General features: G+C 31.5%; 27 protein-coding genes, 1 tRNA gene and 1 other annotated feature. Of the genes, 4 read left to right on the top strand and 24 right to left on the bottom strand.

The annotated features are described in order from the left end of the window. Positions 1-42 precede the first annotated feature (42 nt). From nusB to rplU, 6 genes are all read right to left on the bottom strand, one after another. Entirely contained in the window at positions 43-456 is a 414-nt protein-coding gene (nusB, locus tag LHL71_RS02720) for a transcription antitermination factor NusB (protein ID WP_227361490.1), read from the bottom strand. 2 nt (positions 457-458) lie between these two features. Continuing rightward, the gene (locus LHL71_RS02715; RefSeq protein ID WP_227361489.1) at positions 459-893 is read right to left on the bottom strand and encodes an Asp23/Gls24 family envelope stress response protein; all 435 of its coding nucleotides are present in this window, start codon (positions 891-893) and stop codon (positions 459-461) included. A 30-nt stretch (positions 894-923) separates the two neighbouring features. Further along, positions 924-1,484: an elongation factor P gene (gene efp, locus LHL71_RS02710; protein WP_227361488.1), complete on the bottom strand. Its 561-nt coding sequence runs from the start codon at positions 1,482-1,484 to the stop codon at positions 924-926. A gap of 107 nt (positions 1,485-1,591) precedes the next feature. Continuing rightward, the gene (gene rpmA, locus LHL71_RS02705) at positions 1,592-1,876 is read right to left on the bottom strand and encodes a 50S ribosomal protein L27 (protein ID WP_227361487.1); all 285 of its coding nucleotides are present in this window, start codon (positions 1,874-1,876) and stop codon (positions 1,592-1,594) included. Between the two features lie 21 nt (positions 1,877-1,897). Continuing rightward, positions 1,898-2,233, bottom strand: a complete 336-nt coding sequence (locus LHL71_RS02700; protein ID WP_227361486.1) for a ribosomal-processing cysteine protease Prp — start codon at positions 2,231-2,233, stop codon at positions 1,898-1,900. A gap of 24 nt (positions 2,234-2,257) precedes the next feature. Further along, entirely contained in the window at positions 2,258-2,566 is a 309-nt protein-coding gene (gene rplU / locus LHL71_RS02695) for a 50S ribosomal protein L21 (protein WP_227361485.1), read from the bottom strand. A gap of 17 nt (positions 2,567-2,583) precedes the next feature. Continuing rightward, positions 2,584-2,659 (bottom strand) — a sequence feature (ribosomal protein L21 leader region). 380 nt (positions 2,660-3,039) lie between these two features. Between rplU and LHL71_RS02690 the strand changes: the two genes are divergently transcribed. Next, positions 3,040-3,113 (top strand) — tRNA-Arg (locus tag LHL71_RS02690). Positions 3,114-3,257: 144 nt separating this feature from the next. Then, positions 3,258-3,485, top strand: coding sequence for a YozE family protein (locus tag LHL71_RS02685; RefSeq protein ID WP_227361484.1), 228 nt, complete (start codon positions 3,258-3,260; stop codon positions 3,483-3,485). Positions 3,486-3,545: 60 nt separating this feature from the next. Here the strand turns inward: LHL71_RS02685 and LHL71_RS02680 are convergent, their stop codons facing one another. The 7 genes from LHL71_RS02680 to LHL71_RS02650 form a co-directional block, all read right to left on the bottom strand. Further along, the gene (locus LHL71_RS02680; RefSeq protein ID WP_227361483.1) at positions 3,546-4,055 is read right to left on the bottom strand and encodes a dUTPase; all 510 of its coding nucleotides are present in this window, start codon (positions 4,053-4,055) and stop codon (positions 3,546-3,548) included. Between the two features lie 11 nt (positions 4,056-4,066). After that, positions 4,067-4,987 carry a hypothetical protein gene (locus LHL71_RS02675; protein WP_227361482.1) on the bottom strand — a complete coding sequence of 307 codons (921 nt, stop codon included), beginning with the start codon at positions 4,985-4,987 and terminating at the stop codon, positions 4,067-4,069. A 7-nt stretch (positions 4,988-4,994) separates the two neighbouring features. After that, positions 4,995-5,873 (bottom strand): hypothetical protein, encoded by an 879-nt coding sequence (locus LHL71_RS02670; protein ID WP_227361481.1) that lies wholly within the window; start codon positions 5,871-5,873, stop codon positions 4,995-4,997. 135 nt (positions 5,874-6,008) lie between these two features. After that, positions 6,009-7,355 carry a type I glutamate--ammonia ligase gene (gene glnA / locus LHL71_RS02665; RefSeq protein ID WP_227361480.1) on the bottom strand — a complete coding sequence of 449 codons (1,347 nt, stop codon included), beginning with the start codon at positions 7,353-7,355 and terminating at the stop codon, positions 6,009-6,011. A 25-nt stretch (positions 7,356-7,380) separates the two neighbouring features. Beyond that, positions 7,381-7,746 (bottom strand): MerR family transcriptional regulator, encoded by a 366-nt coding sequence (locus LHL71_RS02660; protein WP_227361479.1) that lies wholly within the window; start codon positions 7,744-7,746, stop codon positions 7,381-7,383. 82 nt (positions 7,747-7,828) lie between these two features. Continuing rightward, positions 7,829-8,764 (bottom strand): tRNA (adenosine(37)-N6)-dimethylallyltransferase MiaA, encoded by a 936-nt coding sequence (gene miaA / locus LHL71_RS02655; RefSeq protein ID WP_227361478.1) that lies wholly within the window; start codon positions 8,762-8,764, stop codon positions 7,829-7,831. 4 nt (positions 8,765-8,768) lie between these two features. Further along, entirely contained in the window at positions 8,769-9,503 is a 735-nt protein-coding gene (locus LHL71_RS02650; protein WP_227361477.1) for a glycerophosphodiester phosphodiesterase, read from the bottom strand. A gap of 93 nt (positions 9,504-9,596) precedes the next feature. Between LHL71_RS02650 and LHL71_RS02645 the strand changes: the two genes are divergently transcribed. Beyond that, positions 9,597-9,773, top strand: coding sequence for a DUF3042 family protein (locus LHL71_RS02645; RefSeq protein ID WP_227361476.1), 177 nt, complete (start codon positions 9,597-9,599; stop codon positions 9,771-9,773). A 40-nt stretch (positions 9,774-9,813) separates the two neighbouring features. Here the strand turns inward: LHL71_RS02645 and LHL71_RS02640 are convergent, their stop codons facing one another. From LHL71_RS02640 to LHL71_RS02610, 7 genes are all read right to left on the bottom strand, one after another. After that, positions 9,814-10,215, bottom strand: a complete 402-nt coding sequence (locus LHL71_RS02640) for a rhodanese-like domain-containing protein (protein ID WP_227361475.1) — start codon at positions 10,213-10,215, stop codon at positions 9,814-9,816. 23 nt (positions 10,216-10,238) lie between these two features. Beyond that, positions 10,239-11,204, bottom strand: coding sequence for an ROK family glucokinase (locus LHL71_RS02635; protein WP_227361474.1), 966 nt, complete (start codon positions 11,202-11,204; stop codon positions 10,239-10,241). A gap of 13 nt (positions 11,205-11,217) precedes the next feature. Next, a complete protein-coding gene (locus LHL71_RS02630) occupies positions 11,218-11,418 on the bottom strand; it encodes a YqgQ family protein (RefSeq protein WP_227361473.1) in 201 nt (66 codons plus the stop codon). Positions 11,419-11,454: 36 nt separating this feature from the next. After that, entirely contained in the window at positions 11,455-12,114 is a 660-nt protein-coding gene (locus LHL71_RS02625; RefSeq protein ID WP_227361472.1) for a rhomboid family intramembrane serine protease, read from the bottom strand. Between the two features lie 2 nt (positions 12,115-12,116). After that, positions 12,117-12,653 (bottom strand): 5-formyltetrahydrofolate cyclo-ligase, encoded by a 537-nt coding sequence (locus LHL71_RS02620; RefSeq protein ID WP_227361471.1) that lies wholly within the window; start codon positions 12,651-12,653, stop codon positions 12,117-12,119. A gap of 56 nt (positions 12,654-12,709) precedes the next feature. Further along, positions 12,710-12,859, bottom strand: a complete 150-nt coding sequence (gene rpmG / locus LHL71_RS02615) for a 50S ribosomal protein L33 (RefSeq protein ID WP_227361470.1) — start codon at positions 12,857-12,859, stop codon at positions 12,710-12,712. Between the two features lie 118 nt (positions 12,860-12,977). After that, positions 12,978-15,032, bottom strand: a complete 2,055-nt coding sequence (locus LHL71_RS02610) for a peptidoglycan D,D-transpeptidase FtsI family protein (RefSeq protein WP_227361469.1) — start codon at positions 15,030-15,032, stop codon at positions 12,978-12,980. Positions 15,033-15,190: 158 nt separating this feature from the next. On the opposite strand from LHL71_RS02610, the gene LHL71_RS02605 reads away from it, so the two are divergent. After that, on the top strand, positions 15,191-17,833 hold the full coding sequence (locus tag LHL71_RS02605) for a YfhO family protein (RefSeq protein WP_227361468.1): 2,643 nt from the start codon (positions 15,191-15,193) through the stop codon (positions 17,831-17,833). A 27-nt stretch (positions 17,834-17,860) separates the two neighbouring features. On the opposite strand, the gene greA is transcribed toward LHL71_RS02605, so the two are convergent. The 4 genes from greA to pheT are packed head-to-tail and all read right to left on the bottom strand — an operon-like array spanning position 17,861 to position 22,628. Continuing rightward, complete coding sequence (gene greA, locus LHL71_RS02600) at positions 17,861-18,340, bottom strand: transcription elongation factor GreA (RefSeq protein ID WP_283812383.1); 480 nt, start codon at positions 18,338-18,340, stop codon at positions 17,861-17,863. Between the two features lie 19 nt (positions 18,341-18,359). Then, a complete protein-coding gene (udk, locus tag LHL71_RS02595; protein WP_430689984.1) occupies positions 18,360-19,034 on the bottom strand; it encodes a uridine kinase in 675 nt (224 codons plus the stop codon). Between the two features lie 17 nt (positions 19,035-19,051). Beyond that, entirely contained in the window at positions 19,052-20,170 is a 1,119-nt protein-coding gene (gene mltG, locus LHL71_RS02590) for an endolytic transglycosylase MltG (RefSeq protein ID WP_227361466.1), read from the bottom strand. A 46-nt stretch (positions 20,171-20,216) separates the two neighbouring features. After that, positions 20,217-22,628, bottom strand: a complete 2,412-nt coding sequence (gene pheT, locus LHL71_RS02585; RefSeq protein WP_227361465.1) for a phenylalanine--tRNA ligase subunit beta — start codon at positions 22,626-22,628, stop codon at positions 20,217-20,219. Positions 22,629-22,632 lie beyond the last annotated feature (4 nt).

Genomic DNA, 22,632 nt, shown 5'->3' with positions numbered 1-22,632 from the left:
TATAAATCACCATACAAAAAAATAGATTTACTAAAAGTAAATCTATTTTTTTGATTCTTCTAATGTATGAGATAAAATTCCATTAACAAATTTTCTTGAGCGATCATCACTAAATTTTTTAGCTAACTCAATAGCTTCATTAATTGAAACTTTTTCAGGTACGTCATCTTCATACTGCATTTCATATATTGCTAATTCAATAATAATTAAATCAGTTTTTGCTAAACGGTCTAATGACCAACTTTTGTTTAAATACTTTTTAATCGTATCATCGATTGATTGACGGTGGTCTAGCACCCCACTAATCAAGGTATTCAAATATTCAGGATAATCTTCACCGTATTTGCCATCAGTTAAGGCTTGGAAAAAATCATTCCAATCAGTTTGGTCATTAGTATATAAAGCAAAAAGCGTTTGAAAAGCAATTTCTCTAATTTGGTGTCTATTTAATTCCAATATTATTCACCATTTTCATTATTTGCAAAAGGATTATTAGGATCAACTGTACTCAAAGTTTCCTTTTCAGGAACAACTCCTTCAACATGTACGTTAACCTCTTGAACATTGAGATCAGTCATAAACAATAATTGTTGTTTAACTTGATCTTGAATTTCTAATGCTACTTTAGGAACAGAAACTCCATAGTTAAGATAAACGAAAATATCAACAATCAATTTATCTTCACTATAAGTAAGTTTTACACCTTTGCTATGTTCTTTTTTACGTCCAAGGAGTTCATTAACACTAGTAGATAATGAGCTTCTCATTCGATTTACTCCTTCTACTTGCGAAGCAGCTATTCCAGAAACAATTTCTAAAACATGTGGTGCAATTTCAATTACACCTAAAGAAGGGTCATCGGAATGAATTAAGATATTATTATCTTCAGCCATAATTAAGCCTCCGTATCGATTAATTATTAATTATGCACGTGAAATGTAACTTGCATCAGATGTATTAATAACAAGTTTATCTCCTTGATTTACAAAGAAAGGAACTTGTAAAGTTAATCCAGTAGTCATAGTAGCAGGTTTTGAGCCACCTGAAGCTGTATCACCTTTAATACCTGGTTCAGTTTCTGCAACTTCAAGAACAACCGTATTTGGTAATTCAACACCTAAAGTTTCATTACCATATTGAACTACACTAACTTCCATGTTTTCTTGTAAGTAGTTAAGTTCATCTTTAATTTGTTCTGCAGGAATTGAAAGTTGATCATAAGTATCTAAATCCATAAATACGTGATCAGTACCATCTGCGTATAAGTATTGCATTTTTTTAGTATCGATTTGAGCTTGTTCCATTTTAGCACCAGCTCTAAAAGTCTTTTCTTGAACTGCACCAGTTCTTAAGTTCTTTAATTTTGATCGAACAAATGCGCCACCCTTACCTGGTTTAACATGTTGGAAACTAATAATTCTCCAAATTGCACCATCGACTTCAATAGTTAGGCCATTTTTAAAATCTGCAGTTGAGATTGCCATAATTTTTCCTCCAATTCAATAATACATGATTACATTATATAATAGATTAACTTAAATTAAAAAAGAAATTAAAATAAAAAGGACCTTTAACAGTCCTTTTTAATTTATTATTTAGCTTTTGGATAAACTGAAACTTGACGTTTGTCACGTCCCATACGTTCAAAACGAACAACACCATCAACTAATGCGAATAAAGTATCATCACCACCACGGCTAACATTTTTACCTGGATAAATATGTGTACCACGTTGACGATAAAGGATTGAACCGCTTGTAACAGTTGAACCATCAGCAGCCTTAGCACCTAGACGACGACCTGCTGAGTTACGACCATTAGAAGTTGAACCTCCCCCTTTATGGTGAGAGAAGAATTGTAAATTCATTGATAACATTCGAATACACCTCCATACATATTAATTTATAGTTATTTGTATAAAATCTGAATAGTTAGTTGCTATGTCTAGCATTCCATTTTCAAAAGTTTGTAAAATGGCATCCGATTTTATTTGTTGAATAGATTCTTTTTTATCTATTGGAATACTAAGTGATAGAAAACCACCATTTTCTTCGTCACTTTCGACATCAACATCTAGTCCTGCAACTTCTTGCAAACCATTAATTGTACTTATCGATAGAACGGATACAGCAGCACAAACAATATCTTGTCCATACTCCCCTGCATCTGCGTGACCTTTAATTGTAAAACCACTGATATAATTATCATGATGGTCAATTGTAGCTCTTATCATTAGCGTATCCCTCGATATATCAAATTAACCTTTGATTGAATCAATAACAACTTTAGTATATGGTTGACGATGACCTTTTTTTGATCGTGAACCTTTTTTAGCTTTGTAACGGAAAATTGTAACTTTCTTTTCACGGCCTTGTTTTTCAACAGTACCAGTAACTGAAGCGCCATCAACTAATGGATTACCAATCTTAGTTGAGTCGCCACCGATCATTACAACTTGATCAAATGTAACTTTTTCACCTTCAGCAGCATTTAGTTTTTCAACATAAATTGCATCGCCTTCAGCTACTTTATATTGTTTACCACCAGTAGTAATAATTGCGTACACGTTGTGCACCTCCTTAAATTTTTGCTTAGACTCGCCGATATTAAGCGCTAAATATTAGACTTAAAAGCTCAATCCGTGCGGTTGTAGCTGTGGAAGCCCACAAATACAACGCTATAAGTATATCTAAAATTATTTGCTTAGTCAATATGAAATAAATAGATACCTACTAAAATTATTTACTTCTTTTAAAGTGCTTTGGATCCTGTTTCTCAACCGTAGTATTATTAAAGATATATTGAATTATTCCACATAATATGATTGAAATCATAATTAATATAAAGAAATACATTTTATGTCCCTCCAAGTGAAGATTGAATTTTAATTATAGTATGATTTTTATTAAAAATAACTGCAATTAATTAGTCTTAAATTTAAATTAATTAAATAAATCATAATAAAAATTAATTTCGTTAAAATATCAGAAAGTTATTGACGTTGAGTTAGTTTTACAATATAATTGTTCTTGTTGATTTGTTACAGTAGCTCAGCTGGATAGAGCAACGGTCTTCTAAACCGTAGGTCGAGAGTTCGAATCTCTCCTGTAACATACTAATTTTTCATATTTACATAACGAATGGGAGTAACTATTAGTTACTCCCATTTTTTTATTTTTAATAAGTCAAAATGTTTGAATTCATTCCAAAATTATTTAATAATTACTAGGTACTTGATTGAGGGAGGAAGATTTATTATGACATTTTACGATTGGATATCAGAATATAAAAATACCGAATTACCAATCGGAAAACTTGCAAGACACATTTACCTAGATCCTAAATATCCTCATCAAATTACTCGATGGGATGATTTAAAACAATACTTAAAATCGATTAATCTACACCAAGATTTTAATGAAATAAGACATGCCTTTGAATACTATCAAATGGATGTAAATATATTTAATGAAATTAACAAGTAAAAAAGCGAACTGATTTAATCAGTTCGCTTTTTTAATAATGATTATTCTGACGATCGTAATTTATTTTATTTTTTCATTAAATGCTTGGGTAATTTCTTCTTCACTAAATCCAAAATCGACAATACCCAATTTTAAAAATAGCATCCATGAATGCTTAAAGGCATCCATATCCTTATTAAAATAACTGTTAAACAACATTTGCTTAATAGCTAAATACTGCTTATTTAAAATAACTTCTTTTTTAGCAAGTTTGAGTTTACCAATCTTTTCTTGTGAATCAGTAATTACTCGATTCCAATTTTTTAAATTAGCAATTAACATATAAAAATAAATAACATCTACGTATTCAAAAATTAGAGTTTCACGATTAGTTCTATTTTCATCATGTTTACCACGATTTTCTTTCCATACCTTAAACCATTCTGCAGTATTAGCAACTTCTGAAAGTTCAACATCTAACGCTACATAGGCATTTTGTAATCGATTATCAGCCGTCCAGTTAATCTGCTTATTATATTCTATCTGGCGATTAAGTAAAATAGATGATTCTAACATTTCTTGTAAATTCATTTTTTACCTTCTTATTCAAAAATCAACGAATTAGATAAAATTTCTAGTGGCTTTTGATTTTTTAAGTACCATTCACGAATAAATGAATAGTCTAATAATAAATCAAACCAGCTTTCTTTTTGATTCTTGTCTCTTATTAAAGCGCCCCATTTAGGATGGTTAGCATTATTTTGGTTTAATACAATTAACTGAATATCATCATTTAAATTCAAAATTGCTTCATTATTTTCACCAGAGGTTAACATAAAACCATTTTCAGCGGCTTTTACAAATAGTTCATCCATAATTGGTTCTTCAAGATCTCCAGCAGCAAATGCGTAGAATTCACCGTTTGTACTATCTAGTATATTAAAGTCTACTTTGAAACCAAATTTTTCTTTTAATAAGCTAGCAAATTTAATTAAAGTTTGAGTAATTCCTTTAATATTTTCTGGTTCTTCAGCTTCTTTTTCAACAATAAAATAGCGAACCAAAGCGTTACTGTTAAAAAAGATTTCTTTAGTTCTTAAATTTAAGCAAAATAGTGGTAGATAGGCATCACTATTAGTAAAAAAATAAGTATCTGTATCTTTAGTTGACTTCACAAAATAAAAACTATCTTCTTTTAATAATAAGAAATAAGCTTTTAATTGTTCGATTTTATTAATACTTTGAATATCAAATTTATTTTTAATTCCGTTTAATTCTAATAACCGTTTCATAAAAACTAAATAAATATCTTCGGCACTGAATTTATTAGGAAATTGAATATTTTGATTGTCTAATTGATATTTAGATAACTTATATGCAGCGGAAATTAAGTCAGTATCATCGCTAGTCACCGTCAAAGTTTTTAGCAAACTGGTATAATCTAAGGCTGCATCTAGACTTTTTTTAAGATCATTTTGGTATGTACTAAAGAATTGAGAAATCCCCACTTCAGTTGATTCCATTAAATTATTACTCACCTTTATTCACCTTCGATCCATTTTTTAGACTAAATAGATAACTTTCGTATAATTTGTTATTTTGATCAACAAAGTCTTCAAAAGTTCCAAAGGTTACTTTAATACTTTGTCTTTCAAAACCTAAGATGGTTTCGTCTTTAGAAAGTTTCAAAATTTTACTTTCATTTTCTTTAATTAAACTAGGAGCTTGTGAGGCTTTTTCGTCAATTCTTTCAATTTCAACAAGTTGATCATCGAGTTGCTTTTTCTCTTCTTTGACCTTACCAGCATCCCAAGGCATGGGATTTTTTTCTGCATTTTCTTTTAAGGCAGCTTGTAATTTTCTCTTTTGTTCATCACGTTCTTTTTGGCCATCCATTAATTCTTCAAGCTTTTCATTTTCGTTAGCAATTTGTTTAATCAATGGATCATTGATTCGTTGGCCTTCTTTTTCGTACTTAAATGATTTAGACAATTTTTCATATTCTTGTTCATCAAAATCAAACTTTACATTGACCGCATCTAAACTACCAAACAAATAATGGTTCCACCAGTTTCCGAAATAGATAGAAAATTTACCTAATTCATACTCATGGTAGTAAAAAAATGGGTATTTTTCCCCTAAATAATCTATTAATTTATCGCTTAAATAATGACTTAATTCTGGAGTTAAATCATTAGCAAGCTTAAATAGGTTATCATCATATTGATTTTCTTCTTCATTAAACGCTTCTGAAAATTTACTTGGATTAATCAATTGATAAATTTTTAAATCGTCTTTATTTTTTAATGACGTTTTTAATTCATCTAAATAATTGATTTTACTGGTTAACTTAGCAGAAAGGTTAGCACTATTTTGGCCGAATTGGTCTTGACTATTTTGATTATCCATAACTTTTCCTCTAATCCTATTTTTTATTATATTTATAATGGTATATGAAAAAACCTAACAAATAAAGGAATTTTAAAGTTTTTTTCAAATAAAAAATGCGATTTACAAAAAAATTAGTAAATCACATTTTTTATCTTAATATTTGTCTAAATATTGATCTCGTTCCCATTCTGAAACTTGAGTACGATATGAATCATATTCTAGATTTTTAGCTTCAATAAATCCGTTAAATAATCGATCCCCTAAAGCTTTTTGCATAACTGCATCATTCGCTAAATCTTTCAATGCATTATGCAAAGTATCTGGTAAATTAGTAATATTACTTGCATTACGTTCTGATTCATTCATGCTGTAAATATTGCGATCAACACTCTCTACTGGTTCAGTTTGATTTTTAAGACCATCTAATCCAGCTTCCAGAACCGTAGCAATTGCTAAATATGGATTAGCAGCTGGATCCACACTTCTTAATTCTAAACGAGTTGAATTACCACGAGCGCTCGGTATTCTAATTAATGGTGAGCGATTTGATCCTGACCAAGCCACATAAACAGGAGCTTCATATCCAGGAATTAAGCGTTTATAAGAGTTTACAATTGGATTGCAAATAGCGGTATAAGCTCTTGCATGAGTTAATAGCCCATTCAAGAAATAATAAGCATCCTTAGATAGTTCCAAGTCTCCTTTAGGATCATAAAAGGCATTTGTACCATCACTATTAAATAATGACATGTTCAAATGCATCCCCGATCCATTAATTCCGCTTAATGGTTTAGGCATAAAGGTAGCATACAATCCAAACTTTCTAGCAACCGTTTTAACAACTAGCTTAAATGTTTGAATATTGTCAGCAGCTGCTAAAGCGTCAGCATATTGGAAATCTATTTCATGTTGTCCAGGAGCTACTTCATGATGCGCAGCTTCTACATCAAATCCCATTTCTTCAAGCGTTAATACAATTTCGCGACGACAATTCTCACCTAGATCCATTGGGGCCATATCAAAATAGCTTCCTTGATCATTTAATTGTTTAGTGGGATGACCTGCTTCATTTAATTTAAATAAGAAAAATTCTGGTTCTGGTCCAATATTAAAACTTGTAAAACCAGCCTTTTTCATATCATCTAAGACTCTAATTAAATTATTTCGTGGATCTCCAGTAAATGGCTTGCCTTCGGTTGTATAAACTTCACAAATTAGGCGTGCAATTTTTCCTTGATCTGTTGCCCAAGGAAAAACCATCCAGGTAGAAAGATCAGGATACAAATACATATCACTTTCTTCAATTCTTACGAAACCATCAATTGATGAACCATCAAACATTATTTTATTATCTAGTAATTTATCTAATTGACTGATGGGAATTTCAACATTTTTGATTGTTCCAAACATATCAGTAAACATCAAACGCAAAAATTTAACATTTTCTTCGCTAACCATGCTTCTAATATCTTCTTTTGAATAATTATGCTTTGTAGCCATTACATTTACCTTCTTTTATTATTTTTTACAATTTATTAGGATTAATAAACGAAGAATTGCTTTCAAATCCACCAATATTTAGCATTTCATTAGCCAACATTCTTCTAACTTCACTATCACTTAATGTAGCATTAGACTTCTTTAATTTGGCTTTATTAAATGCAGCTTTAACATCAGCAATTGTATTGCCTTCATTAAGGTAATCTTTAATTTCTAATAGTTTATCAGTGTCATTTAACGAATACATCCTTCGATTGCTCTGATTTCTTTTTGGCACAACCAACTTGTGAGTTTCGTAATACCTAATTTGCCTAGCAGATAACCCGGTTAATTCCATAACCGTTCCGATTGGTAAAATTGATAATGAACGACGAAATTCCTTTTCTGGCATTAGTTTCCTCCTAAATCATAAAGTAATAATACCATTGTGACCAACGAAGTCAAATATTATGTCACATAATGTGACATGAAGTTTAATCGGCTACATCTAGCCATTTTTTAACATCGATTTCAATTTCTTCTATGCTATTAACTTTTCTAACTAAATCATACCAATGTGGCTTGGTTTTATTTCTAAACCAAGTTAATTGTCGTTTAGCGTAGTGTCTAGTATCCTTTTTAATTTCATCAGTGACTACCTCTATTGAAGATGATCCATTAAAATATGAATCAAATTCGCGATAACCAATGCCCTTACCAGCTGGTAGCTCTATTCCTCCCTGTTGAAATAAAGTCTCGGCTTCTTTTATTAAGCCCTCTTGAAACATCTCATCCACTCGCCGATTAATTCTTTGGTATAGTAATTCTCGGTCCGTATTTAAACCAATTACAAAAGAGTTATAGAAGGTTGGAAGATTACTTTGCTCAGAAAACTTTTCTCCAGTAAATTCGTATACTTCTAATGCACGAATCATTCTTCTGATATTATTCAATGGAATGGTTTCAGCAGCCTTAGGATCAACTAGATTTAATTGATCATGTAACCATTGATTACCATAGAGCTTAGTCGATTCACTTAATTGCTCCCTGAACGCCATTTTTTCGTTTTCAGGACTACTGTTAGTGCCTCCTAAAGATAATCCTTCTAATAAGGCCTGTAAATAAAATCCAGTACCACCTACAATAATTGGAAGTTTGCCTTGTTGATTTAATTCTGAAATAATTTTTCGCGCATCATTTACAAAATCAGCCACAGTATACTGTTGATCAATTTCGCGAATATTAATTAAATGATGCTTTATTCCTTGCATTTCACTGGCCTTAATTTTGGCGGTTCCAATATCTAAAGATTTATAGACCTGCATTGAATCTCCTGAAATTATTTCGCCATTAAATTTTTTAGCTAATTCAATTGATAAATTAGTTTTTCCAACCGCAGTTGGTCCTACAATCGCTAATACTTTTTCCATAAATCTATTCCTCTAAATATTTCTTTAATACCACTGCTTTTCTAGGGTAATCCGTAATTATCGCTGCCATTTTTCTCTTGTAGCAAATCTCCATATCTTCTGTAGTATTGACAACCCAAGGACGAATTTTACGTCCGGGAGCAAAAAAGCGATGCTTCTTTATCCAATTAATTTTTGGATGATAGCTATCAATATAATCATCTTTAAATAATTTTTTAGCAGCTTTTCCATTAGTTTTAAACAATTTAGCTATCTCTACATTTTCATTAAGTTCCCTCAGTAATTTTACCGATCGAGAACTAAAACTGGAATAAATGACAGTAAATGGTAAATTTAATTCAACTAAATAATCATTAACCATTCTTTCAATTCCTTCATAGGGAGTTTTGTCAGTCTTAAACTCTAAATTAAAAATTCCTTGAAAATTATTAGTTATTAGTAACTGAATGACTTCTTGAAGCGTAGGTATTTTTTCATTAATAAATTTAGGATCATATTTAATTCCCGCACTAAACTGTTTCAATTCATCTAAAGTGTAGTCAACAATTTTTCCTTGACCATTGGTAGTCCGATCAATAGTTTCATCATGCATAATAATAAATTGATTGTCCTTAGATAAATGGACATCTGTTTCAATTCCATCTGCTCCATCATCAAGCGCGGCTTGAAAAGCAACTAATGTATTTTCAGGTCGCGTTCCTTTACTTCCACGATGGGCTATTATCTTAGTATTGAGCATCACTTTTCTCCTTTATTATACTTTTTACTAGCCAATTATCCTTAAGTATCGCATAATAGTTATTGTAATAACATTATACAGGAGGTTTGCCTTATGAAAAAATTTACTAAAGGTATTTTTGTAGGTGTCGCTGGAACTTTAGCTGCCGCAGTTGGATCCTTATTAACTTTCAAGAAAACTGTCGTTGAACCAATTGAAAACCAAGAACAAAAATACGAAGACAATCGTAAAAAAGCAGTCCGTAAGAGTCGTTCTGCACATCACGGATAATTGATACATAAAAAAGCTAGGACAATTTTGTCCTAGCTTTTTAATTTTTCTTTTCTTTGCCATCCCAATTTTGATATCCACCTTTTAGGATATAAATTTTGTCATAGCCTTGTTTATTTAAAAGCTTAGTTGCTCGTTTACTTAAAGTTTTACCTTGATCATATAAATAGACTGGTAAATCTGGTCTAATTTGCTGATAAAAGGTTCTCATCGTTGAGTATGGAATATTTCTAGCGCCTAAAATATGACCTGCGTTAAAATTACTTTTTTCTCTTAAATCAACGACTTGTGCTTTACGCATCCCCGCTTTAAATTCATCATTAGTAAGATAAGTGGCCATTCGATTAATTCGAGCATTTTCATATAACCGATAACCAATCCAAAAAATTAAAATTAAAATTAAAACGGTTGCTAAACCAGTATTTGTTGTAATTGCACCCAATCTAAAAACTCCTTAATTAAATATTAATCATTAAATCTTAATGCCAATGAAGCTGCACCGATCAAGCCCGCATCATTACCTAATTGAGCTAATTTCAAGCGAGTTGAATCTCTAACTGCTGGGAAGGCATTATTTTGGAAATAGTGCGTAGTAGGTTGTAGTAAAGTATTTCCCGCGTTAGATACCCCACCACCAATAATAATATTATTAGGATTTAGAGAATTACCAATATATGATAATGCTTTACCTAAATAGTGCGTAACCTTATCAACTACTTGATTAGCTAAAATGTCACCATTATCAGCTAAGAAAAAGACGGTTTTAGATGAAACTTCTTGATTAGTATCTTCTAATTCTTTTAATTGAGAGTGACCATTAAAATCTCTAGCCATATCTTTAGCTAGTTGAACAATCCCTGTAGCTGATGCATATCGTTCAAGACATCCTCGTTTTCCACAAGTACATAAATAACCATTTTCTTCAACGGTGATGTGACCGATTTCTCCTCCACCACCATTAGCACCATGTACCAGACTACCGTCAATAATTACACCGCCACCAACACCAGTGCCTAGTGTTACAAAGACTGCATCATTAGAGTTATTACCCGCACCACGCCAATATTCACCCAGTGCTGCTGAATTAGCATCATTTTCAATAATAATTGGTAAGTGAAGTCCTTTACTGATCTCTTCACCTACGTTTTGTTCTTCTTTCCAGTTAAGGTTGTAAGCTCCAGTAACTGTACCTTTTTCTTGATTAATAGAACCAGGAGTCCCCATACCAACTCCATAAAAATCAGTCGATCTTAAATCTTGTTTACGAATTTGTTCATTAATCGAATGGATAATATCTGGAACGATATGTTTTCCATCATCTGAGATATCAGTAGGAATATTCCATTTACTCAAAATATTTCCATCAACATCCAGAAAACCGAATTTTATAGTTGTTCCTCCTAAATCAATCCCAATAATTTTTTTTGCCACGTAAAAACACCCCTTAGTTATTTTTTTCTTCGATTCGATGTTCATGTTTTAAGACTAGCTTTGCTTGCATAAATTCGCGTTTCTCAATAACATTCGCTTTATACAAATTATCTAGTTCCAATGCCATAACTTCTATGTCCCATATCCGTTTTCCCACATAAACATAAATACCAAATCTTTTTAGAAGTTGTTGGACATCATATAGCGTTTTCATTATCTCACATCCTGTACTAAATTTCACACAAAAACATCAAAATTGCATACCAATTTTAAATAAAATTATAGATATTAAAATTAATAAAATAAGTGCAATAACTTTTTTAGCGGTACTAATCTTATTGTTTGGCAAGCCTACAATATAACTTGCTAAGATCCCGCCAATCAGTCCCCCAATATGGCCTACAATATTTACCTGTGGCATAAATAAATCACTAACCAAATTTAAAATTATTAAAAGTCCAAAATTTCGTGCCATATTATTTATGATTGAATTTTGAAAATTTTCACTCAACATAATAAAGACCCCAAATAAACCAAATATAGCCGTACTTGCTCCCGCAGAAACAGAATCTGAAAAGGCAAAACTAGCTAAATTTCCAACTATCCCTGATAGTAAGAAAATTATAATAAATCTGAGATGACCAAATATTTTTTCTACATATGGACCAATTAAATATATGGTAAATAAATTTAAAAATAGATGGGTAAATCCTATATGCAAAAACATCGGAGTTACTAATCGCCAATATTCACCCGCCATAATATATGGATTGAATTGTGCCCCAAATCTAACCAAATTATACGAATTAGTAGTACCACCATCCAAGGACATGATTATAAAAATCAATACCATAATAATAATTAACGCGTATGTCATAAAAGGTTTGTACTTTAAATTACGAAAATTCATATTTATTCCTCACTAATTATTTTATCAATCGTTACATCAAACTCATCAACCTTCCAAATTGGTTGGTCAAAATATTGTGGTAACGCCGCTAATGAAATAGTATTGCCATGATATTCTTTGAGATATCGATCATAAAATCCAGCTCCAAATCCTAAGCGATGGCCTGCTTTAGTAAAGGCCACTCCCGGAACAATGATTAAATCAATTTTATTTTTAGGATAAACCTGACCATTAATTGGTTCTTTAACCCCAAACTTGGTCTTCTCTAGCTTAGTTTGTTCATCTAACTTAACAAACTCCATTTTAAAATCTGGTAAAGTCCTAGGAACAACTACCGTTTTATTATTTTGATAAGCTTCTTTAATAATCGGCAATGTAGGAATTTCATTGGCCATATTAACCGTGATTCCAATTACTTTAGCATCCATGAATTCTTGAGAATTAAACAACTGTTCATACAACGAAGAGGTATGAAAATTTCCGCCAAAGTACTTATTCATCTTTTCTTTTTGCTGATTGCGAACAATTTTTTTATCCAATTTATCACCTCGGATTTTGATAAATAAAAAAGGTTCTGGGTAAATTACCCAAAACCTTATTTTGTTTCGCGATGTAATGTCACCTTACGTTGGTTTGGACAATACTTGTCAAGTTCTAAACGATCAGGATTGTTACGACGGTTTTTGCTTGATAAGTAATTACGATGACGGCATTCAGTGCATTCTAATGTAATGTGTACACGCATGAAGTAATACCTCCGATAAATTTAAATACAGCTATATTAGTAATAACCTTAACTTAAAACATTCTATCATTATTTAAAATAAATTACTAGACCTTAATGCAAATAATGTTAAGTGTTTTTACTTAACAGTTGAAGTAGATTCAACATCTTTCCAATAAGCAGCATAGATTTTCTTAGCTAATTGCATATTATTGCTTTCAGCATTTACATCTAGATTAGGCATAGCGACAACAACCACAACTCTTGGGTTTGTTGACGGAGCATATGATCCTAAACTTAAAGTTACTGTTTCTGTACCGTTATAGAAAGTTTGAGCAGTACCTGTTTTAGCTGATATTTCTGGACTAATAGAAGCTAGTTGTCCACCAGTTTTATAAGTGTTAGTTCCATGAACTACTTGATAATATCCACGTTTAACTAACGCTTTTTCAGCACTAGTCATCCCAATAGTATTTAATACCGTAGGAGTTACCGTTTCTTTAACCTTACCTAAAGTTCCATCATTATTAGTTCCTCGAATTGATTGAACAACGTGAGGTTTAATACGATAGCCACCATTAGCCATAGTTGACATATATTGAGCGACTTGAATTGGAGTATAGGCATCATAGTTACCAAAGGATAAATCTAATGCATTACCAATATTTGAGTAACCACTAGCACCCTTAATACCAGTTGATTCACCAGGAATATCAATTCCAGTTTTTACTCCTAAACCAAATTGGTAGAAATACCCTCGCATCTTATCAAAAATAGTTGGAGACATCGATAAAGCTCCACCAGGTACATAATTAAAATGAGCTTCTTTCATGGCTAATTGCATCATATACGAGTTAGAAGAAACTTCCATGGCACCAGCGGCATCCAATGCAATATTAGAATCACCGTTTTTATTAAACCAAGAAGATTTCTTAACTCCACCAACGTTAATTGGCGAATCAGTTAGGACACTATTAGTAGGAGTAATAACTTTCTCCATCAAGGCTCCTGATACCATTGCACCTTTAACAACCGAACCCATAACAATCGAACTATTAATAGTTCCTAAAACGTTATCAGTAATTTTACCAGTTGAAGGATTTCTATCAACTCCTCCCAAACCAATTACTGCACCGTTATTTGGATTCATAACCACTGCATAGGTACCAGTAGAATATCCTCCAGCACCTTCCTCAGCACTTTGTACCAATTCCTGTAAATCTGACTGGAATTTAGAATTGATTGTTAGTTGCAAGTTATCCCCTTTTTGGCCGCCATATTTAGTAATTTGCTTAGTAATAGCATTATTACTACCAACCTCAACTTGGGTTTGTGACTTACTACCACTCAAAATAGATTGATATTGTTTTTCAATATAACTTTGACCAACACTATCATTTCTCGAATATCCTTCTTCCAGTAACTCATTAACTCGATCACTTGGTAATCCAGATTTTTCATTAGAAACCGTTCCGATAATACTTTGAACTGATTTACCATTTGGATAATTTCTTGTCCAACTAGTTCCAATGTTTACACCTTTCATGTCAGCTAAGTGTTCCCCAACTTCTGCAATCTCTTTTTGACTTACATTTGAATTTTTAATGTAGGTTGTAGATAGTTGATAAGCCCCACTCATTTTAGAAAAAATCGTAGCTGCATTTTTTTCAGCCTTAGTAAAATGAATTTTATTAGATTTTTGTACATATTCAAGTGATTTATCATATTGAGCATCTGCAGAATATTCTTGAATATCTTTAATCTGTGACATTACTTTTTTTAGATTATCCGAGTTAGATAAATAATAATCTGCTAATTGGCGTTTAGTGAGTTGATTAGTCGGTACCTTGACATACTTGGCTAAATTAGTAGCGGTTTTGTAAAGGTCACTAGACATAACATTAACACCTTTAGTATATGTAATAGCTTGGTGAGTTGAATTACCAACTAAAACTTTTCCAGTTGAATCATAGATCATTCCTCGCTGCACATTTCCCGTTACAGTCGAGGTATCTGATTTACTTACTTCTGCTTTAAACTTATTTCCATTTATGACTTGGAGATAGGCCGCTTGTCCTAATAAAACAATAAACAATACTCCAACCACGATAAATATAATGTTAATTCTAAATGGTAACGAATTCTTTTGCTTTTTATTACTTTTACTTAATTTATTCTTCCTAAAAAATTTCAATTACATTACTCCTCGCTTGAACATAATTTTATCAAAGATCAATTATAAAAACTACCAATAAAGTCCAATATTTAAACTATCTAAAACTTTGTTTAGCCCACCCAATGTCATAATATGCTATCCTTATTATAATATTAATAAAGAAAGGAACCGTTGCAATGAACTCCAAACGCAAGCCAATTTGGCTAAGTTTTTTAGTACCTATTCTAATTGTTCTGATTTATTTTAGTTATCGTGGAATGGCTCCCTTTGGAAAATCCACTCTACTAACTGTCGATCTAGGACAACAATATATTGATTTCTTCGCATACTTTCATAATACTGTTTTACATAACCCTTCCGCTATATTTTATTCCTTTTCTAAGGCACTTGGCGGGGATATGTTAGGAACTTGGAGTTATTATTTACTCAGTCCGCTAAATATCCTACTGCTATTTTTCCCTATTTCTAAACTACCATCAGCTGTTTTAATTATTACAGCCTTAAAATATGGGCTTAGTGGATTAAGTTTTGGATATATTGCAACAAAATTAGATAAAATTCACGGTCCATTCATTCCCATGTTTGCAACTGTCTATGCTTTAATGGGTTGGATAGTTGCCTACCAATTTAATATTATATGGTTAGATGGGTTGATTTTCTTACCATTAATATTTTACGGATTGCTAAAATTGTTAAACCAACAATCTATGTGGTTTTATATTTGGTCATTAGCTTTTATGTTAATGATTAACTATTATATAGCATATATGATTTGTCTTTTTATTGCTTTATATACTTTCGTTAATCTATATCCAACTGATCATAATTTCAAACTTGCTTTTAAAAAACTATTTAGATGGATTAAAGCATCTATAATAAGTTTTTTAATCTCCTCTTGGATAACTATTCCGACGATTATTTCTTTAATGGATAGTAAAATCAGTAATTCTCATGCTAAATTAAATTTTTTAGGAATTGAATACTTTCCATTAAATTTTCTCGGTAAATTTGTTAATGGAACGGTAACTTTTAAACAGTTACCATATGGAACTCCTAACATTTTCGTTGGTAGTTTGGTAATTCTTTTATTTATTTACTACTTTTTATCTTCACAATTTTCGAAAGTAGAAAAAATTCGTAAGTCAATTATCACTTTATTTATTTTAATTAGTATGGTTTATCAGCCACTTGATTTATTATGGCATGCTATGCAAAAACCAATTTGGTACCCTTACCGTTTTTCATTCGTATTATCATTTTGGATGATTATTACGGCAATTGAAGTATTTGCTAAAATCTATAATGACAAGTTAGAAAAGCGGCCATTTATTATTAGTTGTGGAGCAATTCTTTTAGGCTTGCTATATATTTTCTTAGCTAAACTTTTAGGTCGCTTAACTTACTTAAAATTCACTGATTATATTTATGGAATAGTATATATGGGAATTACTATTTCATTAATGTTTTATTTCAACACTTATAAAACAACTAAGCCATTTAAATTCATATTATTTATTTTGGTAGTTTCAGAAATGGGTCTTAATTTATTTACTTCCCTAAATAATCTAACATACCTACAAAACAGTGAATATGAAAATTATATTAAAATGATTAAAAAACCTACGGACCAAGTTGCACAAAAAGATAAGAGTTTTTATCGTGAAGGCTTCACCTTCTTAAGAACTCGAAATGATCCTTTTTCTGGTAATTATCATGGTGGCTCATTGTTCTCATCAACTTTGGAACATAACGTAGCTAATTTCTTTAGTAATACGGGTAATCAAGCCAGTCGAACTACTGTCGCTTATAACCATGCAACTTTATTTACCGATAGTTTATTATCCATGAAATACTATTTTGATAATCAAAATGTACCTTTTGAAAATGATGATAATAATATCAAATACGGAACTCGAGTTTTACAAATGACTAACCATCCCGATATTAATAACTTTAATTTAATTAGTGATGACCACGTTATAAGTACCTATGAGAACCCTAGAATAATGCCGATAGCTTTTGTAGGACAAAATAAAAATGCTCCTATATATCGAAACCTTCCAATTGTATTTCAAGATAGATTAGCCGAACAAATTATGCCAAGCGAAGCTAATATAGAACATCCGTTATTTACTAGAATTGGTTTTCCAAAACTTTCATTTAATAACATAGTTCCTTTTAAACATTTGAATCAATCATTAGTTCATAAACAATTTTTATTAAATGATGCCTCTATTTCCTTCATAATTAAAGCTAAGCCCCATACTTCCTACTATATGACACTAGGTGGAGGATTATCAGCTAAAGAGGTTTCTTTCAACATTAATGGTGTTGATCAGGCAAAATTCCCTGGTCATAAGCACGCAATTATCTTTAATCTAGCAAGTACAAATGCTGAGCCTCAAAATGTAAAAGTAACCCTTAATTTTCACGCAAATGATGTTTTACTAAGTAACGTCAAACTTTATAAATTACCAGTTAGAAAAATTACCAAAATTTCAAAACATGCTCAAAATAATAAAGTAAATATAACTAATATGAGTAGTCGATCAATCAGTGGTAAAGTTAATGTTAAAAAGCCTAACCAAGCCGTTTTAACTACTATTCCATATACTAAGGGATGGCACACGATTGTAGATGGTAAGAAAGTTCCAACGCATACTTGGGCTGAAACTTTCTTAAAGATTCCTCTAAGTAAAGGAACTCATACAATTAAATTATATTACATTCCAAAAGGTTTTATTTTTGGATCTACCATTAGTATTATCACGATCTTAACGATGATTGGATTTATAGTATATAAAAAAAGGATTAGCTAATTAGCTAATCCTTTTTTAAACATTTTTTTAAACATTTTCAACGCTAATAATTTCAACTTCCATACTACCAGCCGGAATATCGATACTAACGGTTTCACCAACACGATGATTTAATAGTCCTTTAGCGATTGGAGAATCATTGGAAATTTTACCAGACATTGGATCAGCCTCAGCAGCTCCAACAATTTGATAAGATTCTGGTTCTTCATCAGGTAATTCTTTAAAAGTAACCTTTTTACCAACTGTTACTTCATCTTTATCACTATCTTTAGAATCAATTATTTCAGCATATTGTAACATATGTTCAACAGTTGAAATACGACTTTCTAGCATGCTTTGTTCGTCTTTAGCAGATTCATATTCAGAATTTTCAGATAAATCTCCATAACTACGAGCAATTTTAATTCTTTCAACCACTTTTGGTCGTTGATTTACTTTTAAGTCGTCTAATTCTTGTTCTAATTTTTGACGACCTTCTTCAGTCATTGGGTATGTTTTTTCAGCCATAATAGTTAACCTCACAAATTTAAATTGTTGAATCTTTATTGTTAATAATTTTATCATTACCGCGTTGCATAAGAATTGATCTAATTTTAGTGGTTAATAAATCAATTGCTACCTGATTATTACCACCTTCAGGAACAATAATATCAGCATAACGCTTAGTTGGTTCTACAAATTGATGATACATTGGTTTAACCGTATTCAAATACTGTTCAATAATACCGTCTAATGAACGACCACGCTCTTGAGTATCTCTTTGTATTCTACGAATTATTCTAATATCGTCATCCGTATCAACAAAAACTTTTATGTCCATTAGATCTCTTAATCTTGCATCATCTAGGATTAAAATACCTTCTAAAATAATAACTTCTCGGGGCTCTTGATGAATTGTCTCAGTACCTCTAGTTAATAAATTATAATCATAAACCGGTTTTTCAATCGCCTTATAATCTAATAACTGTGACAATTGTTCAATTAATAAATCAGTATCAAAGGCTAGAGGATGATCATAGTTAACGTTAGCTCTTTGTTCCATCGTCATATTTGCTTGATCATTATAATACGAGTCTTGCTGTAATATTAGAATTGAATTTTGTGATAATTCATTAAATATTTTACGGCTAACTGTAGTCTTTCCACTACCTGATCCACCGGTTACTCCAATAACTACAGGTCTTTGATTATTATATTTCATCAAATTATTCACCCACCTTATTGATTATCATTATTTCCGACTGCATATCTTCCTATATTTGCTTGGTGTTGATCAAAAGTTTTTGCATAGTATACCTTACGGGTCTTGGTATTAGCTACAAAGTAAAGATATTTTTTTGATCGGTCCCTAGGGTTTAATACTGCTTTTATCGCACTAACACTTGGATTATCAAATGGACCCGGTCCAAATCCAGCATTGGTGTAAAGGTTATACGGTGAATCAGTTTTTAAATCTGACATGGTTAGGACTTTATCATTTCGGTGAATAGCATATAACACCGCAACATCAGATTGCAATGGCATTTTAATATCCACTCGGTTTAATAAGACCCCTGCCATAATTTCGCGATCTTTTTGATCCACACCTTCACGTTCTATTAATGAAGCTAATGTCATAAATTCTTGCACAGATAATTTTTCTTTTTTTATCTTATCATAATATGGGGTTAGTACTTGATTAGTTTTAGCCACCATATCTTCAACTAATAGTGTCAAAGGCATATTTTTCTTAACTTCATAAGTAGCCGGATATAAATATCCTTCTAAAACATATCGAACATCTTTAGCTTTTACTGCTGAAGACAATAGTTTGGGATATGTCTTAGCTAAACGATTAATATATGATTTATCATTCATGAGTTTTATAAAATCATTTTTTGAAAAATCTGTATTCTTATCAATCTCTTTAGCAATTTGATCAATATTAGCGCCTTCTCTAATTAAAACATCTTTTTTACTTGCTTGGATCGGTTCATCACTACCACCTTTTTCTAACTTATTAGCAATAGTTCCCAAGCTCATTGAAGGTTTTAATTGATAATAACCAGCTTTAAATTTAGTCACATTATGAGAATTAATATAGTAGTCAAAGACCATCCCACTTTTTACAATATGATTATTTTGTAAAATAGAACCAATTTGCTTATTTGTAGCTCCCAAAGGAATGTGAATCTGTTTTACATTGTTATCTTTAGGGTTTAATGGTTTTAATGATTCATTAAAATAATGATAACCCAACAAGCCTAATGAGGCTATTAAAATTATCAATAAAGAAATGACCCAAATTATAATTTTTTTACCAAGGCTTTTTTCTTTTTTAGGTTGCTTTTCATCCATGATAGTTTCTCCTCAATAACATCATTTAGCCAATTATTAATTTAGACTATCTAATTTCAGCATTTAGCTCTTCAATTAAATATTTTTTAATCTTATCAAATGCATTGGTAACATCTTCATCTTTTAAAGTGTCATTATGATTTACATAAGTTAGTGAATATGCCAATGATTTCTTGCCATCATCAACATTTTCACCATTATAAACATCAAATAATTCAATATTACTTAATAGCTTACCGCCACGTTTAGTAATTATATCAATAATTTGTTGATTAGTTACCGAATCATCCACAACGATAGCAATATCTCGTTTAATTGATGGGTATTTAGAAATCGGAGCATATTGATTATCTGCCTTAGGTAAATCAATTAGTGCTTGTAAATTCAATTCAAAAGCATAAGTTGGCTTAATTTTAAATTGTTTAGCAATTTTAGGATGAATTTGTCCAATAAAACCAACCTCATGATCATGGATTAAGATTTTAGCAGTTCTTCCTGGATGCATTTCTTTAAGCTCATCTGTGGCAACATATTTTATTTCACCATTAATAGATAAATTATTTAAATAGCGACCAACAATGCCTTTTAATTGATAAAAATCAGCAGCCACCGCAGACTCATCCCAATTACTGGTTAATATTTCTCCAGAAATTACCCCAGCAATATGTTCAACTTCAGTTGGTTTTACTTGATCTTTAGTATCTTTATAAAAGACACGGCCTTGTTCATATAAAGCAACATTTTGTACCTTATGAGCATTGTTGTAAGCTATATCGTCCAAAAGCCCACTAATTAAATTCATTCGTAAAGCTTCTCGATCACTAGTCATTGGCCAAATTAATCTAGTCAATTCACTAGGACGCATCAAAAACATCTGAGCTTTTTCTTCAGTCGTTAGAGCATATGAAATAGCTTGAGTTAAACCTAATCCTTCCAGAATATTTCTAGATGATCGGATAATTCTTTGAGCTGAACTTAATGAACCGATTGTTTGTTTACCGACTGGTAAAGTTGTAGCTAAATTATCATAACCATAAATTCTTGCTACTTCTTCTAATAAATCAGCAGCTACAAAGATATCCCAACGTCTTAATGGGACAATAACCGTCATATCACTTTCATTTTCAACTACTTTAAAACCTAATCGGTTAAAGATACTAGTAATTTCAGTTTGTGATAAGTCGGTTCCTAAAACATGATTAATTCGTTGAACTGTAATATTTATTTTATTTTCTGGTTTATCTAATTTAGTTGCTTCAATGATTCCTTTAGCAACTTCACCATCAGATAATTCAACAATTAGACTAGCTACTTCATCTAGCGCCGTGTTAACTGAAGAAATGTCAATTCCTCGTTCAAATCTTTGAGAAGATTCTGTGTGAAGTCCGTGGCGTTGAGCACTTTTACGTACTTTTATAGGATCAAAAACACCGGCTCCTAATACAATATTTGAAGTATCGTTATCTACACTAACTACTTTTCCGTTCATTACACCGGCTAAGGCCATAGGAACCTCATCAGCAATCACAATATCATCGTTAGTAAGTTCAATTTCTGCTTCATTTTCTAAAAGTATTTTTTCATCCTTAGTTGCATATCTAACCGACATATTTTGTCCATTCATGCGATCCATATCAAAGGCATTAATCGGTTGACCATATTTCAACATAATATAATTAGTAGCATCAACTACAGTATTTATTGGTTTAATTCCAGACTTCCATAGAATTTTTTGTAACCATGCGGGACTACTTGTAACCTTAACATTATTAATTACCCTAGCACTGAAAGTCGAAGCTAAATCACTATCAGCTAAAACATTAATTTGTTTATTAGTTGGAGTAGTTGCATTTTCAATTAATTCAACTTTTGAAATTTTCGGAGTTAAATCATAAATTGCAGCTAATTCATGAACAGTTCCTAAAATACTTAACATATCTCCACGATTAGGAGTTACATCAAGGTCAATAATGGCATCATCCATTCCCAAATATGGAAATACTGGTTGACCAACTTGAGTATCTTCAGGGAATAAATAAATTCCATCAGCCCATTCATCTGGAACTAAATCTTTATCTAATCCCATTTCGTCTAATGAACATAGCATTCCGTTAGATGGAATTCCTCGCATTTTTGACTTTTTAATTTTTACATTATTTCCAATTCTTGATCCCGAAAGTGCAGTAATTACTTTTGCACCAACATGCACATTAGGTGCTCCACACACAATTTGAGTTGGTTCATCTTCACCAATTTCTACTTGGCAAATGTGTAAATGATCGGAGTCTGGATGATCTTCCATGGCGACTACTTCACCCACAACTACTTTTTTCATTCCTTCGGCTGGAAATTTAACTGAATCAACTTCAACAGCAGTTCTTTCAATCTTTTCAGCTAATTCATCAGCAGGAACTTCTAAATCTAAGTACTGTTTAATCCAATTATAAGATACTTTCATTTTG

Origin of the sequence: Lentilactobacillus laojiaonis (assembly GCF_020616595.1) — a bacterium.
In the GTDB taxonomy this organism is placed as follows: domain Bacteria; phylum Bacillota; class Bacilli; order Lactobacillales; family Lactobacillaceae; genus Lentilactobacillus; species Lentilactobacillus laojiaonis.
This window is presented reverse-complemented; position numbering and strand designations above follow the sequence as displayed.